Consider the following 15,457-nt stretch of genomic DNA (forward strand, 5'->3'; position numbering starts at 1 on the left):
CCCGGCACCGGCGACCACGGCCGAAAAACACGATGACCTCGTGCAACGTCGTACCGAAGCGGCCGAGCCGATGGGGTCGAAGCCGCTGGAGAAGGTCCGCGCAGCAGGCAGGCTGACCGCACGTGAGCGCTTGGACTACCTGCTGGATGAGGGCTCGTTTGTGGAGTTCGACCAGCACGCACGCCACCGCACGCATGATTTCGGAATGCAGGCGAAGCGACCGGCGACAGATGGCATCGTCACCGGATTCGGCACGATTGACGGACGCGAGGTGTGCATCTTCTCCCAGGACGGCACCGTCTTCGGCGGCGCGTTGGGTGAGGTGTACGGCGAGAAGATGACCAAGATCCAGCGGCTTGCCGTCACCACCGGTCGTCCACTGATCGGCCTCTACGAAGGCGCGGGTGCGCGCATCCAGGACGGTGCGGTGTCGCTGGACTGGATCGCGCGGACCTTCCTGCACAACATCGAAGCCTCCGGTGTGGTCCCGCAGATCTCCGTGATCATGGGAGCTTGCGCGGGCGGCAACGCCTACTCCCCCGCACTGACCGACTTTGTAGTCATGGTGGATGAGACCTCGAAGATGTTCGTCACCGGCCCGGACGTGATCAAGACAGTCACGGGCGAGGAGATCTCGCAGGAGGAGCTCGGCGGCGCATGGATCCACATGCAGCAAAGCGGCAACTGCCACTACGTTGCGGAATCCGACGAGGACGCGCTGGATTGGGTGGCTGACCTGCTGGAGTACCTCCCATCGAACAACCGGCAGAAGTCGGCCCCGCGCCCCACGGCCCCAGCCGATGAAGACGCCACCGACGCCAAGGCGCTGGATTCCCTCATCCCCGACTCACCGAACACCCCCTATGAGGTCCGCGACGTGATTTCGCATATCGCGGACGACGGCGAGTTCCTGGAGGTCATGGAGCAGCGCGCTGAAAGCGTCGTCACTGCGTTTGGTCGGATTCAGGACCAGCCGGTTGGCTTCGTCGCTAATCAGCCCATGGTGCTCGCAGGTTGCTTGGACATTGACTCGGCTGAAAAGGCCGCGCGCTTCATCCGCACCTGCGACAGCTTCAACATCCCGATTGTCATGCTGGTGGACGTTCCCGGCTTCCTGCCCGGCGCGAACCAGGAGCACAGCGGCATTCTGCGCCGCGGCGCGAAGCTGCTGTACGCCTACGGCGAAGCAACCGTACCGAAGGTGACCGTGACCATGCGCAAGGCATACGGCGGCGCGTACTGCGTGATGGGCTCGAAGGGCCTCGGCGCTGACGTGAACCTGGCGTGGCCTACCGCGCAGATCGCGGTGATGGGTGCGTCTGGCGCGGTCGGCTTCATCAACCGCAAAGACATTGCAAACGCCCGCGATTCCGGCGTGAACGACGAGGAGCTCCGCGAACTGATTGCGCAGTACGAGCGCGACTACGAGGACGAGATGCTCAACCCGTACAAGGCCGCTGAGCGAGGCCTGATCGATTCGGTCATCCTCCCAAGCGAAACCCGTGCTGTTATCGCAGCGCAACTGCGTTTCTTCCGTGACAAGACCGTGGCGCGTCCAATGCGCAAGCACGGCAATATCCCGCTCTAATCCCGCTCCGATGCAAAGGACCATAAGGACACTGTTATGAATTCCACCTCTTTTTCTTCCCTGAAGCGTCCCGCAATCCTGTTCCCGGGGCAGGGTTCTTCCTGGCAGCAGGCGCTCGCTGATGCTGCCGCGACTCCTGTGGCACGTTTCCGCATGGAACAGCTTCTTAACGACGCCCAGTCCCTCACCGCCGCTGTTGCCCGCCCTTTGGCCTCAGTCGTGCCAGGAGTTGTGCAGCGTATTCGCGACGCGATGGATGCGGACACCTCGCACGAGGCGATCGACGCCCTGCCCGCGGTCAATGCACCGGCGATTCTGCTGTCGCAGATTGTTGCCGCGGAAGATCTCGAACAGCTCGGGCTCGACACCACCGACGCACTGTTCGCTGGACACTCCCAGGGCATCTTGGGCGCCGCCGCGCTCAATCGCGCCAACGGCCAACAGGCTGCGGAGAAAGCTCTTGCGTTCGCCTTCATCATGGGTGCTGCCGCAACCAACGTGTACGGTGGCGCCGACTCGCGCAGCCGGATGCTTTCGGTTCGTGGGCTGACGCCTGAGCAGGTCGGTGAGTTTGTCGTCGATACGCAAGCGGCTCCTATCAGCGTGATCAATGGGCACCGCCACGTGGTGCTGTCTGGCAGCCCGGAGGCGCTCACGCAGGCACGCAAGGACATCGAAGCGGCTGCGAGCAGCTACAACGCCAAGTTGGAAGTGGAGTACGGCGGATCCGAAATCACGCCGGTGTTCGACTCGCTTGATGTTGCGTACCCCTTCCACGTGGACACGAACGCCCCCGGTGTGGAGTTGGCGCAGCAGTGGGCGGACGCGTGCGGCATCACCTTTGAAACCACCACTCCCCGTGAACTTGCGCAATCAATTTTGGTGGACCGGTTCGACTTCACCGAAACCGTGCGCGACCTGATTGCCCAGGGCGCGAGCCACATTTTCACGTTTGATACGGCTACGGCGACGATTGCGACCAACTTGGCCAACGGCTCCGGCGTCGCTGTGTTGGACGCGTCCACCGCCGCGAAGCGCGACGAGCTTGCACGCCCGGGCGCTGAGTTGCCGCAGGGCGTGGACTACTCGGCCTACGCGCCACGAGTGATCGCGCTGCCGGATGGCAAGACGTACACGCAGACGAAGTTCTCGTCGCTAACTGGTCTGTCCCCGATCATCCTGGGTGGCATGACCCCAACGTCCGCGGACGGCGAGATTGTCGCCGCCGCTGCCAACGCCGGCTACTGGGCGGAACTTGCCGGTGGCGGCATGTACTCCGAGGAGGAGTTTGGCAAGCACACCGCCAACCTCAAGGCGTTTTTGCAGCCTGGTCGCACCGCGCAGTTCAACACCATGTTCTTCGACCGCTTCCTGTGGAACCTGCAATTCGGCCAAACGCGCATGGTGCCGAAGGCCCGCGCTGCTGGTGCTCCGTTTAGCGGCGTGTGTATCTCCGCGGGCATTCCGGACGTCGACGAGGCCACAGAACTGTTCGCGCAGCTGCACCAGGATGGCTTCCCTTACATTGCGCTCAAGCCCGGTACAACGCAGCAGATCCGCAACGCGCTCGCAATCGCTGCGGCGAACCCGGACGACCAGGTCATCTTGATGGTGGAGGACGGCCACGCTGGCGGCCACCACTCCTGGGTTGATCTGGAGGACATGCTGTTGGAGACCTACCCCGAGATCCGCGCGCACGACAACGCGGTGCTCACCGTCGGCGGTGGCGTGTACTCGCCGGAGCGTGCCGCGGAGCTGATTACGGGCCGTTGGTCTGAGAAGTTCGGTTTGCCTGCGATGCCGGTGGATGGAGTGTTCGTCGGCACCGTGGCTATGGCCACGAAGGAGGCGAAAGCCACGGATTCGGTCAAGCAGCTGCTCGTGGACACACCTGGCCTGCCGCCGGAGAACAACGGCGGTTGGGTCGGCCGCGGTCGCGGCGTGGCGGGTGTGGCGTCGTCGCAATCGCACCTGCTGGCGGACTTGCACGACCTGGACAACTCCTTTGCCAAGGCGGCACGGTTCATCGCCTCGTTGGATATTGAGGAGTACCCGGCGCACCGCGAGGAGATCATCGAGGCACTGTCGAAGACGGCGAAGCCGTACTTCGGCGACGTGGAGACGATGACGTACGCCGAGTGGGTCGAGCGCTTCGTCGAGCTCGCCGATCCGTTTATCGACCAGACCTGGAACGCGCGCTTTGTTGCGTTGCTCCAGCGCATCGAGGCACGTCTGAACGAGGCCGACCATGGCGAGATCCCGACCCTCTTCCCCGACGATGTCGAGATCTCCCCGCGCGATGGTCTCAGCACCTTGCTGCAGCACTACCCGCAGGCGCGCGAGGTCGTGGTTTCCCCGCGCGATGCGGCGTGGTGGATCGGTCTGCACTATGCCTACCCGAAGCCGATGCCGTGGGTGCCAGCACTTGATGCGGATCTGAAGTCCTGGTTTGGCAAGGACACCTTGTGGCAGGCACAGGATGAGCGCTACACCGCTGACCAGGTGCGCATTATCCCGGGCCCGGTTGCGGTTACTGGTATTACGCGTAAGAACGAGCCGGTTGCGCAGTTGCTGGCACGTTTTGAGGATGCCGCGACGCAGATGCTTATCGACGACGGCGCCACCGCCGAATCCCGCTTCGCTCGGCGTAGCGACGCCGCCGACGAGGCCGCGTATCTGCGCTCCTGCCCGACCTTGGTGTGGCACGGCCACCTGATGGCCAACCCTGCATACGCGCTGGACGAGGACGCCTTCGACGTGGAGGCAACCACCAACACGGCTGGTGAGCGCGAGTGGACGATCCGAATCCACGCTGATTCCGCGTGGGACCACCTGCCGGACGACCAGCGTCCGTTCTACGTGCGTGAGGTGAACATCCCGGTCGAGATCCCTGCCGGTGCGGGCACGGGTGCCTCCCCGATTGTGGACGGCGATCGCCTGTCTGACAGCGTCTTCGAGCTGCTGTCTGGCCTGGCTGGTGTCGGTTCGGTCAGCGAAGCCGGCGACACGATTACTGAGATCCCGCAGATCGAGGCACCGACTGAGGACGCGCCTTTTGGTGTGGCGCGCTCGTCGTTTACGCTGCCCGCTTCCCTTTTGGCATCGCACTCTGCGGTCACCGGCGGCGCTGTGGCCGACAACGCTGTGGTGGGCACGCCAGACGTGCTGGTTGGCCCCTGCTGGCCGGCGATCTACGCAGCGCTGGGCTCCGGCAAGTTGGCTGACGGCACGCCGGTGATCGAAGGCCTGCTCAACGCCGTCCACCTGGATCACGTCATCGACCTGCGCGTCCCGCTTACCGAGCTTGCAGATGGCCGGCGCATCGACGTGACCTCCAAGTGCACCTCGATTGCCGAGTCCACCTCTGGCCGCATTGTCACCGTCGAGTTGGAGCTGCGCTCCGGCAACGAGGTTGTGGCAACCCAGATGCAGCGCTTTGCCATCCGTGGTCGCGCCACCGGTACTGCAACGCCGGTCCCGGCACCGGCCTACGGTGGTGGCGCAGCAAGCGAGCAGGTTGAGCCGACCCCGCGTTCGTTCATGGACCGCACCGTGGTGCGCGCACCGTCGGACATGACCCCGTTTGCTCTGGTCTCCGGCGACTACAACCCGATTCACACCTCCGCCAACGCTGCCGCCCTGGTCAACCTGGATGCGCCGCTGGTGCACGGCATGTGGCTGTCTGCCACCGCGCAGCACCTTGCCGCCGGCCACGGCCAGGTCGTCGGCTGGACCTACTCCATGTACGGCATGGTGCAGCTTGATGACGAGGTAGAGATCACCGTCGAGCGCGTCGGCCGCGTCGGCATCCAGCAGGCCCTTGAGGTGACCTGCCGCATCACCGGCGACGTCGTCTCACGGGGTCAGGCGCTTCTGGCCCAGCCGCGCACCGCCTACATCTACCCGGGCCAGGGCATTCAGACCCAGGGCATGGGCAACGGCGACCGCGCAGCCTCGGCTGTCGCGCGCGAGGTGTGGCGCCGCGCAGACCGCCACACGCGCGAGACCCACGGGTTCTCCATCCAGCGCATTGTGGAGGACAACCCGTCGCGTCTGGTTATCCGCGGTGTGGAGTTCAAGCACCCGGACGGCGTGCTGCACCTGACCCAGTTCACCCAGGTGGCCATGGCGGTTGTCGCCTACGCCCAGACCCAGCGCCTGAACGAGGCCAACGCGTTGGCCCCCGGCGCGTACTTTGCAGGCCACTCGCTCGGTGAATACACCGCGCTTGCAGCCCTGGGCAATATCTTTGGTCTGGAAGCTGTCATCGACATCGTGTACTCGCGCGGCTCCGCCATGGGCTCCCTGGTACCGCGCGATGCGGAGGGCAACTCCGACTACGGCATGGGTGCACTGCGCCCGAACATGATCGGTGTCGGCCCAGAAGAGGTCGAGGCTTACGTCGCTGGTGTTGCGCAGGATTCCGGCGAGTTCTTGGAGATTGTCAACTACAACATCAAGGGCCAGCAGTACTCCGTCGCGGGCACGAAGCGCGGCCTTGCCGCCCTGGAGCGCAAGGCTAACTCGGTCACGCCGCGTGCCTACGTCACGGTCCCTGGTGTGGACGTTCCGTTCCACTCGCGCGTGCTGCGCGAGGGCGTTGCGGACTTCGCCGAGAAGCTCGACGAGCACATGCCGGCAATCATCGACGTGGATACGCTGGTGGATCGCTACATCCCGAACCTGGTGGCCAAGCCGTTCGCGCTGACGCAGGAGTTCATCGACGCCGTCACCGACGAGGTCCCGTCCGAGCGTCTCAAGGGCATGACGCCGGAGAACACCGAACGCAACACGCTCGCACGCACGCTGCTTATCGAGTTGCTGGCGTGGCAGTTCGCCTCGCCTGTGCGCTGGATTGAAACGCAGGACTACCTGCTTGGTCGCGTTGACCAGGTCATTGAGGTTGGCCTTGCGTCCTCGCCGACGTTGACCAACCTGACCAAGCGCGAGATGGATGTCATCGGCATCCACGTGCCAGTCTTCAACGTTGAGGCAAGCCAGGACATCGTCATGCTCAACGACGCGGTGTCCGCGCCGGAGCCTGTGCTTGTCGACGACACCCCGGCCGAAGCAGACGCCGAACCGGCCCCAGCAGCCGAATCCGCACCGCGACCAGCCGCCGAGGCTGCACCCGCAGCACCCGCCGCACCGGCAGCGCCAGCACCGGCTGCACCGGCCTCCGGCACGCCCGCGTCCGACCTTCCCTTCACCGCAGCCGATGCGATCACCGTGCTGTTCGCACTACAGAACAAGATCCGTCCCGAGCAGATCAATGATTCGGACACGATTGAGGAGCTCACCGGCGGGGTGTCGTCGCGACGCAACCAGCTGCTCATGGACATGTCCGCCGAGCTCGGCGTGCCCGCCATCGACGGCGCAGCGGAAGCCGACGTGGCCACGCTGAACACGCGCGTGAACACCGCCGCGCCAGGCTACACCCCGTTCGGCGCGGTCCTGTCCGAGGCCGTGGGCACCCGCCTGCGCCAACTCTTCGGCGGCGCAGGCCTGAAGCCAGCGTTTGTCGGCGAGCACCTCGCAGCCGCGTGGAGCCTGCCCGCATCCTGGACCGCGCACGTCGAAGCCGAGATCCTGCTGGGCAGCCGCACCGAGGAATCGGTGCGCGGCGGTTCGCTCAACAGCCTGCCGTCGGCCACGACCAAGGCGGAGATCACGGCACTGATCGACCAGGCGGTACAAAACGTCGCCGCACGCTACGGCGTTGCAGTCTCCCAGGCGACCAGCGGTGGTTCCTCCGGCGGCGGCGTGGTGGATTCGGCCGCGCTCGACGCCTACAAGGACGAAGTCACCGACACCCTGGTGGCCACCGCCCGCATGCTGCTGAACAAGCTCGGCATCGAAGACGAGGTCGCGGAAATCCCCGCACCGGACACCACGATCGTGGAAACGATCGAGGCAGAACTCGGCTCCGGCTGGGTCAAGCAGGTCACCCCAGTCTTCGACGAGCGCAAGGCAGTGCTTTTCGACGACCGCTGGGCCCAAGCCCGCGAAGACCTCGCACGCGTCGCCTTCGGCGAGATCGACCTCGCACCACAGCGCTTCGCTGGCACCGGCTCCACCGTGGCAAAGCAGGCCGAATGGTACGCCAAGCGCGTGGAAGGTGATCGTCGCAAGGCACTCGGCGAGATCGCAGCAGCCGCCATCGCCGACGCGAACGAGCCGTACGCAGACGACGTCGCCTTAGTCACCGGAGCCGCGCCGGGTTCCATCGCCACCGCAGTGGTGGAACGCCTGCTCGCAGGCGGTGCGACGGTCATCATGACCGCATCCAACGTCAGCCAGGCGCGCAAGGAATTCGCCCGCACCCTCTTCGCCGAGCACGCGTCCGTGGGCGCGCGCCTGTGGCTAGTGCCGACGAACCTGTCGTCCTACCGCGACATCGATGCGCTCATCGAGTGGATCGGCTCCGAGCAGAAGGAAACCGTTGGCAAGGACGTCAAGATCATCAAACCGGCCCTCACGCCGACGCTTGCCTTCCCGTTCGCCGCACCGCCGGTGTCCGGCTCGCTTGCAGAGGTCGGCGGCAACGCCGAAACGCAGGCCCGCCTGCTGCTTTGGTCGGTGGAGCGCGCCATCGCCGGCCTGTCCGACCTGGCGCAGCGCGGCGATAACTTCCCTGCCGAGCGCGCTCACATCGTTCTGCCGGGCTCGCCGAACCGCGGCACGTTCGGTGGCGACGGCGCCTACGGCGAGGTCAAGGCTGCCTTCGACGCGATTGTGAACAAGTGGTCCGCGGAAACCGGCTGGCCGGACGGTGTCACCCTGGCGCAGGCCCGCATCGGCTGGGTTGCCGGCACGCACCTGATGGGAGGCAACGACGGCCTCGTCCCGGCGGCACAGGCCGCAGGTATTCACGTGTGGAGCCCGAAGGAGATCTCCACGCAGCTGCTAGGCCTGGTCACCGAGGAATCCCGTGAGCAGGCGAAGCAGTCCCCGCTGGATCTCGACCTCACTGGCGGGCTCGAGGACGCAGGCGTGTCCATCGCCGATCTGGCACGGAATGCACGTGTGGATGCGGCGGGCACGGAGTCGCCGACAAGCAATGGCGCCACGGTGCGCGCACTGCCAAACGTCCCTACCCCGCGCCAACCCGCACCGGCGAGCGTGGGCGATGTCACCTGCTCGCTGGACGACATGGTGGTTGTCGTCGGCATCGGCGAAGTATCCAGCTGGGGCTCCGGACGCACCCGCCGCCAAGCCGAATACGGCATCACGCGCACCGGCGAGGTCGACCTCACTGCAGCCGGCGTCCTAGAACTGGCGTGGATGATGGGCCTGATCACCTGGTCCGAGGACCCGAACCCGGCCTGGTACGACGAAGACGGCGCGGAGGTTGCCGAGGAGGACATCTACGAACGCTTCCGCGACGACGTCATCGCACGCAGCGGCATCCGCACGCTGACGGACAAGTACTTCCTCACCGACCAAGGCTCCATCGACCTTGAGCAGGTCTACCTCGACCGCGACATCACGTTTACCGTGACCACGGAAGAAGAAGCACTTGCATACGTGGAAGGCGACGGTGAGAAGACCACTATCCGCCAGATCGACGGCGAATGGAGTGTGACACGCCACGCCGGTGCCCTGGCACACGTGCCGAAGAAGGCCACCTTGTCGCGCACCGTCGCTGGCCAGATGCCGGACGGGTTCGACCCGACCAAGTGGGGCATCCCCGCCCAGATGGCCGACGGCATGGACCGCATGGCCGCCTGGAACCTGGTCACCGCCGTCGACGCGTTCATCAACGCCGGCTTCACCCCGGCGGAGCTCCTGCAGAAGGTGCACCCATCCTTCATCGCCACCACCCAAGGCACCGGTATTGGCGGCATGGAATCGCTGCACAAGGTGTTCGTCTCCCGCTTCATCGGCGAGGAACGCCAGACTGACATCCTGCAGGAAGCGCTGCCCAACGTGGTAGCCGCGCACACCATGCAGGCGCTTGTCGGCGGCTACGGCTCCATGATCCACCCGGTCGGCGCGTGCGCCACCGCCGCAGTCAGCATCGAAGAAGCGGTGGACAAGATTGCGCTGGGCAAGGCCGACTTTGTCGTCGCCGGTGGTATCGACGACGTCCAGGTCGAATCCCTCCAGGGCTTCGGCGACATGAACGCCACCGCCGAAACCGCCAAGATGACGGCACAAGGTATCGACGGCCGCTTCATCTCACGCGCCAACGACCGTCGACGCGGCGGCTTCCTCGAAGCCGAAGGCGGCGGCACGGTCCTGCTCGCCCGCGGCACCCTCGCCGCCGAGCTCGGCCTGCCGGTGCTGGCAGTGGTCGCGTACGCCTCCAGCTTCGGCGACGGTGCACACACCTCCATCCCGGCACCAGGCCTCGGCGTGCTGGCGGCGGCCTGCGGCGGTACCGACTCGCGCCTGGCCCGATCCCTGTCCTCGCTGGGACTCACGCCTGATGATGTCACCGTCTTGTCCAAGCACGACACCTCCACCAACGCCAACGATCCGAACGAGTCCGAACTGCACTCCGTGCTATGGCCGGCCGTTGGCCGCGACCCGGATGCACCGATGTACGTCATCTCGCAGAAGACCCTCACCGGTCACTCCAAGGCAGGTGCGGCGCTGCTGCAGACCGGCGGACTCCTCGACGTCCTGACAACCGGCGACCTCCCGCCGAACGCCTCACTGGACTGCGTCGACCCTCTCATCGAGTCGAAGGCAACCAACCTGGTGTGGCTGCGCTCCCCGCTCGCTCTCGGAGCCGGCAACGTGAAGGCGGCGGCCCTGACCTCGCTCGGTTTCGGCCACGTCGGCGCGCTCGTCGTGCTGGGCCACCCGGGTGTGTTCGAAGCCGCACTGACACGCGACAACCGCGACGCCGACGCCTGGCGTGAGCGCGCCACCGGACGCCTCGCCCAGGGCGCAAGCCGACTCGAGGCCGGGATGATCGGCCGCGCCGACCTCTTCACCCAGGTGGAGAACCGCCGCTTCACTGGTATCGACGACCACGCCGACGAGATCGCACTCCTGCTCAACCCCGACGCCCGTCTCAACGCCGACGGCACGTACCCGATCGCGACCCCGACCGTTTAAGGAGAGTCACCATGACACCACTGTTTCGTACCGACGACACGTCGCTGTCCCACGACGAACTGGCAGCGCTGACCACCGTGCTCGCCGAGGCCCAAACCTGGCAGGCCACCTCCGCTGCTGAGGCCGGCGCCGGTGCTGCCTACGAAGACAACATGTTCGGCGATGCGTTCGGCCAGCCAACCATCGGCAACGTCACCTACTTTTAGAAAGGACCGCACATATGCATGACTTTCCGTTCCGCAAAGTCCTCGTCGCCAACCGCGGCGAGATCGCGGTCCGTATCATCCGCGCAGCCCGCGACGCAGGCCTTGCCTCCGTGGCGATCTACGCCGACCCCGACAAGGACGCGCCCTACACCGAAATGGCGGATGAGGCGATTGGGATCGGTGGCGAGACGTCGTCGCAAAGCTATCTGGATATCGACAAAGTGCTCAAGGCTTGCCGCGACAGCGGTGCGGACGCCGTCCACCCCGGCTACGGCTTCTTGGCGGAAAACGCCGAGTTCGCCCGGCGCGTCATTGACGAGGGGCTGACCTGGATCGGACCGCCGCCGCGGGCCATCGACGCGCTTGGCGACAAGGTCACTGCCCGACGCATCGCTGAAGAGGTCGACGCCCCACTGGTGCCGGGCACAAAGGACCCGGTAGACAGCGCCGACGATGTGGTCGCATTCGCCGACAACCACGGCCTACCGGTAGCTATCAAGGCGGCGTACGGTGGTGGCGGCCGCGGTATGAAGGTCGCCCGCACGCGTGGCGAGATCCGCGAACTGTTCGAGTCCGCCACCCGCGAAGCCAAAGCAGCGTTCGGCCGTGGCGAGTGCTTCGTGGAACGCTACCTCGACCGCGCCCGCCACGTTGAAGCACAGGTGCTGGCGGATACGCACGGCAACGTCATCGTCGCTGGCACCCGCGACTGCTCCGTGCAGCGCAGGTTCCAAAAGCTCATCGAGGAAGCCCCCGCCCCATATCTCACCGATGAGCAGCGCGAACGCATCCACGAGTCCGCTAAAGCGATTGCGAAGCGAGCAGGCTACGTGGGCGTTGGCACCGTGGAATATCTCGTCGGTGCTGACGGGCTGATCTCCTTCCTTGAGGTCAACACCCGCCTCCAGGTCGAGCACCCCGTCACCGAAGAAACCACCGGTGTGGATCTTGTCATCGAGCAGTTCCGCATCGCCGCCGGCGAGCCGCTGCGTTTCGACGCCGATCTGGAGCCCACCGGCCACGCCTTCGAGTTCCGCATCACCGCCGAAGACGCCGGCACCAACTTCATGCCCATGCCCGGCACCGCCACCGCCTACATCGAACCCGCAGGCCCCGGCGTGCGCGTCGACTCCGGCATCCGCGCAGGCTCCACCATCGGCGGCCAGTTCGACTCGATGTTGGCCAAACTCATCGTTCGCGGCGAAACACGTGACCAGGCCATCGCCCGCGCCAAGCGCGCCCTCGCCGAATTCCGGGTCGAAGGCGTGCCGACCATCATCCCCTTCCACCAGCGCATGCTTAACGATGACGCCTTCACCGGCGACGCCACCCAATTCGCTGTTTACACCCGCTGGATCGAAGAGGAATGGGACCCGGACGTCGCACCCTACGAGTCCGACGGCGCTGGCGCAGACGGTGACCAGGACGAAGCGCGCCGTCGCACTGTCTCGGTCGGGGTCAACGGCCGATCGATCGAGGTCACGCTGCCGGAGTCGTTGCTTCTGGGGGCTTCGGCCCTGACCCGCCGCGACCGCAAACGCCGCTCCCGTAGCGGCGGGTCCGGCGGCAAGGGTTACGGCAAGGGCGCTGCCAGCGCAGACACCTTGACTGCGCCGATGCAGGGCACCGTGGTCAAGTCCGAGGTCACCGAAGGCGCCCGGGTGGAAGCCGGCGACATCGTGGTCATCCTCGAGGCCATGAAGATGGAAAACCCGGTCAAGGCCCACAAGAGCGGTGTGGTGAAGAACCTCGCCGTGGAGGCCGGCAGCCACGTGGATAAGGGCGCGGCACTGCTCGACATCACCGACTCCGAGTAGCCGCTACTTCTCCAACCACTCGGAGCGCAGCAGCCCATGGCGGGAGCAGGCCGCCTCCCACGACATCGGGCTGATTTTTACCACCATGCGCCGGCCGCACAGCGGGCAGATGCGCGGTGCGTCGTAGGGCCTGGCCGGGTCGAGCGGCCAGGCGATTTCGCCCGACAAGACGGCGTCGGCGAGATCGGTGTTGTCGGGGATCTTCATCAGGCGGAAGACTACAGCGACTTGATGGTGTCGTAGAGCACGCCGTGGCCGGAGTTCTGCTTCTGGCCCACCGGGGTGATGTTCAGGTTCAGCCCCGGGCGGGCGCCGCCTTCCATCACGCGGTCCACCGCGTCGCGGTCCTTCTCCATCGGGCGGCCGAACGTGGTCAGGTAGTTGCCGCCGATGATCGCGTTGGCGCCGCCCATGAGGCCGGCCTCGGTACCGTCGTCGCCAAGCGCGAGCTCGGTGCCGCCGGCGAAGCGCAGCTGGGTCGCCGGCATCGCCAGGCGGAAGGCCGCCACCGCGCGAAGGGCCTCGCCCTGCGGCACCAGCGGACGGTCGGCGAACGGGGTGCCGGGGCGCGGGTCGAGGAAGTTCATCGGCACCTCGTGCGGCTGGATCTCCGCAAGCTGGACGGCGAACTCGGCGCGCTGCTCGATGCTCTCGCCCAGACCGATGATGCCGCCGCAGCAGGTCTCCATGCCCTCTGCCAGGACGTTCTCCAGGGTGTCCTTGCGCTCTTGCCAGGTGTGGGTGGTCACCACGTTGGGGAAGAAGCTCTCGGCGGTTTCAAAGTTGTGGTTGTAGCGGGACACGCCCATCTTGGCCAGCTGGTGCGCTTGGTCGCGGGTGAGGATGCCCAGGGACGCGGAGATGGAGATGTCCACCTCGTCCTGGATGGCGGTCACGGCCTCGGCGACCTGGTCGAGCAGCTGCTGGGTCGGCCCCTTCACCGCGGCGACGATGCAGAACTCAGACGCGCCCATCTTCTCGGACTGCTTCGCGGCCTCGACCAGCTCGTTGATGTCCAGCGTAACCGCGCGCACCGGGGACTCGAACAAACCCGACTGGGAGCAGAAGTGGCAGTCCTCGGGGCAACCGCCGGTTTTCAGGGAGATGATGCCCTCCAGCGACACGTCCACGCCGCAGTGCTTGATTCGCACCTGGTGGGCGAGGTCCAGCAGTTCCGGCAGGCGCTCGTCCTCGATGTTGAGGATCTGCACGAGCTCCTCTTTGTTCAGGCCTTCGCCCTTCTCCAGAGCCTTCTCCCGTGCGATTTCAAGGATGTCAGTCATGGTGCTGCACTCCGTTCTTCGTGTTCCACTTCACAAGCGAGAGTCAGTGTAACCGGTTATTGAACGGCGTTCAGCTAAATGGCCCGGATTGTGTCATTCCACCGGGATCCGGGTGAGATCCTGCACGTCAACGCCCCGCTCCCCAACTAGGGTCCACGTGCCGTCGCGGTGCTCGAAGTCGAGCTCCTCCTTGGTCACCTCGCCGATCTCGTCGTGATTGTCCCCGCACAAGTCCACCTCGTCGCGCTTGTACGCCTCGGTGAGGATGGCGCTGTCGAAGCGCTGCTGGATCATCCAATTCTCATCGTCTTCCGGCTCGTCCAGGACGTCCCTGCCAAAGACGTCGCTCACCGCAGCGTCGTCGCTAGTGCAGACGACAAACAAGCTTCTGGCGGACGGATACGCCTCAGCCAGATCCACGGTCGCGGTGTTGGATCTCCCGTCGAGCGCGTCGTCGAGCGTATTGGCGTCGTGTGAACATGCGACCAGCAGCGTGACCGGCGCCACAATTACAGCGAATTTAACCTTGTTCACACTTCTTCACGGTACTCCACCAGCAGCGGCGAGTGGTCAGACCACCGCTGCTCCACCGCCGGCGCCTTGTCCACCCAGGTGCGTTCCGCGCGCCGCAGCATGTTCTCGGTGGCCGCTTGGACGTCGATGCGCCAGCCCGCGTTGTTGTTAAAGGCCTGGCCGCGGAACGTCCACCAGGTGTACGGCGCGTCCTCCGGCTGTAGCCTGCGGGCCACGTCGAACCACCTCGGGGAGCTGCTTGCTTCTCGACGCCTATCGGCCGCGTACTCCACAGCGCCCGCCCCCACCGGATCGGCCTTCGCCTCCGCGTCCTGCGGCTGCTCGTCCGGGAAGGTGCCGAACACGGCGTCCATGAACGCGCGCTCATGGGGCAGGAACCCGGACTTCTTGGTGTTGGTCTTCCAGTTTTTCAGGTCCTCGCGGCGGTGGCAGATGTTCCAGTCCCCGCCGACGACCATGTCCGGGTACTCCCCCGCCCACTGCTCCAGCATGGGCTCGAACTCGTCCAGGAAGCGGTACTTCTCGTCCTGCTTCGCCGTGCCCGCGGAGCCGGACGGCAGATACAGGGAGCCGACGCGGGTGCCGCCGGGGAGCGTGGCCGCGATGAAGCGCCCGGCATCCTCGAAGGCGGGGATGCCGAAGGTGACGTCGTTAAGCGGAGTGCGCGAGAGGATACCCACGCCAGCGCGCCCCTTCGCGCCGGGGCTCTCCGCGGGCGCGACGGCGAGGTGCCACCCCTGCTCGAGGGCGGGTGCCAGGGCCTCACGCGACTGCTTCTCCGTGGCGCGCACCTCCTGCATCAGCACCACGTCGGCCGGAGTTTCGGTAAGCCAGGCCAGCATGCCCGGGTTGTCCTCGTTGCGGATTTTGGTGGCGGCGCGAATGCCGTTGACGTTGACCGACGCGATAGTGAGACTCATGTGTGACGACCCTAGTAGTCTGGTTGGCTGAAGTCAGACA

8 protein-coding genes are annotated in these 15,457 nt (G+C 65.7%); 4 read left to right on the forward strand and 4 right to left on the reverse strand.

From position 1 onward, the window contains the following. The first annotated feature begins 70 nt into the window (after window positions 1–70). From HF989_RS06025 to HF989_RS06040, 4 genes are read left to right on the forward strand one after another with little or no spacing between them, the layout of a single operon-like run. Window positions 71–1,588: an acyl-CoA carboxylase subunit beta gene (locus tag HF989_RS06025; RefSeq protein WP_246233834.1), complete on the forward strand. Its 1,518-nt coding sequence runs from the start codon at window positions 71–73 to the stop codon at window positions 1,586–1,588. Window positions 1,589–1,624: 36 nt separating this feature from the next. Then, on the forward strand, window positions 1,625–10,657 hold the full coding sequence (locus HF989_RS06030) for a type I polyketide synthase (protein WP_168684809.1): 9,033 nt from the start codon (window positions 1,625–1,627) through the stop codon (window positions 10,655–10,657). An 11-nt stretch (window positions 10,658–10,668) separates the two neighbouring features. Further along, complete coding sequence (locus tag HF989_RS06035) at window positions 10,669–10,863, forward strand: hypothetical protein (RefSeq protein ID WP_168684811.1); 195 nt, start codon at window positions 10,669–10,671, stop codon at window positions 10,861–10,863. Between the two features lie 14 nt (window positions 10,864–10,877). Further along, on the forward strand, window positions 10,878–12,680 hold the full coding sequence (locus HF989_RS06040) for an acetyl/propionyl/methylcrotonyl-CoA carboxylase subunit alpha (RefSeq protein ID WP_168684813.1): 1,803 nt from the start codon (window positions 10,878–10,880) through the stop codon (window positions 12,678–12,680). Between the two features lie 3 nt (window positions 12,681–12,683). Here HF989_RS06040 and bsaP read toward each other — a convergent pair whose 3' ends face one another. The 4 genes from bsaP to HF989_RS06060 all read right to left on the reverse strand — a co-directional run bounded on the left by bsaP (window position 12,684) and on the right by HF989_RS06060 (window position 15,417). Then, the gene (gene bsaP, locus HF989_RS06045; RefSeq protein ID WP_168684815.1) at window positions 12,684–12,887 is read right to left on the reverse strand and encodes a biotin synthase auxiliary protein BsaP; all 204 of its coding nucleotides are present in this window, start codon (window positions 12,885–12,887) and stop codon (window positions 12,684–12,686) included. A gap of 11 nt (window positions 12,888–12,898) precedes the next feature. Then, window positions 12,899–13,963, reverse strand: a complete 1,065-nt coding sequence (gene bioB, locus HF989_RS06050; RefSeq protein ID WP_168684817.1) for a biotin synthase BioB — start codon at window positions 13,961–13,963, stop codon at window positions 12,899–12,901. A gap of 93 nt (window positions 13,964–14,056) precedes the next feature. Beyond that, the gene (locus HF989_RS06055) at window positions 14,057–14,497 is read right to left on the reverse strand and encodes a hypothetical protein (RefSeq protein WP_168684819.1); all 441 of its coding nucleotides are present in this window, start codon (window positions 14,495–14,497) and stop codon (window positions 14,057–14,059) included. Beyond that, window positions 14,494–15,417 (reverse strand): exodeoxyribonuclease III, encoded by a 924-nt coding sequence (locus HF989_RS06060; RefSeq protein ID WP_168684821.1) that lies wholly within the window; start codon window positions 15,415–15,417, stop codon window positions 14,494–14,496. Before HF989_RS06060 ends, HF989_RS06055 begins: the two co-directional genes overlap by 4 nt. Window positions 15,418–15,457: the final 40 nt, after the last annotated feature.

The organism is Corynebacterium mucifaciens, from assembly GCF_012396315.1.
Taxonomy (GTDB): Bacteria; Actinomycetota; Actinomycetes; order Mycobacteriales; family Mycobacteriaceae; genus Corynebacterium; species Corynebacterium mucifaciens.

Bases quoted from the DNA above. Each gene is read 5' to 3' on its own strand.
- HF989_RS06060 (WP_168684821.1), bottom strand. From the start codon at position 15,417: ATGAGTCTCACTATCGCGTCGGTCAACGTCAACGGCATTCGCGCCGCC.
- HF989_RS06040 (WP_168684813.1), top strand. From the start codon at position 10,878: ATGCATGACTTTCCGTTCCGCAAAGTCCTCGTCGCCAACCGCGGCGAG.
- HF989_RS06030 (WP_168684809.1), top strand. From the start codon at position 1,625: ATGAATTCCACCTCTTTTTCTTCCCTGAAGCGTCCCGCAATCCTGTTC.
- HF989_RS06025 (WP_246233834.1), top strand. From the start codon at position 71: ATGGGGTCGAAGCCGCTGGAGAAGGTCCGCGCAGCAGGCAGGCTGACC.
- bsaP (WP_168684815.1), bottom strand. From the start codon at position 12,887: ATGAAGATCCCCGACAACACCGATCTCGCCGACGCCGTCTTGTCGGGC.
- bioB (WP_168684817.1), bottom strand. From the start codon at position 13,963: ATGACTGACATCCTTGAAATCGCACGGGAGAAGGCTCTGGAGAAGGGC.
- HF989_RS06035 (WP_168684811.1), top strand. From the start codon at position 10,669: ATGACACCACTGTTTCGTACCGACGACACGTCGCTGTCCCACGACGAA.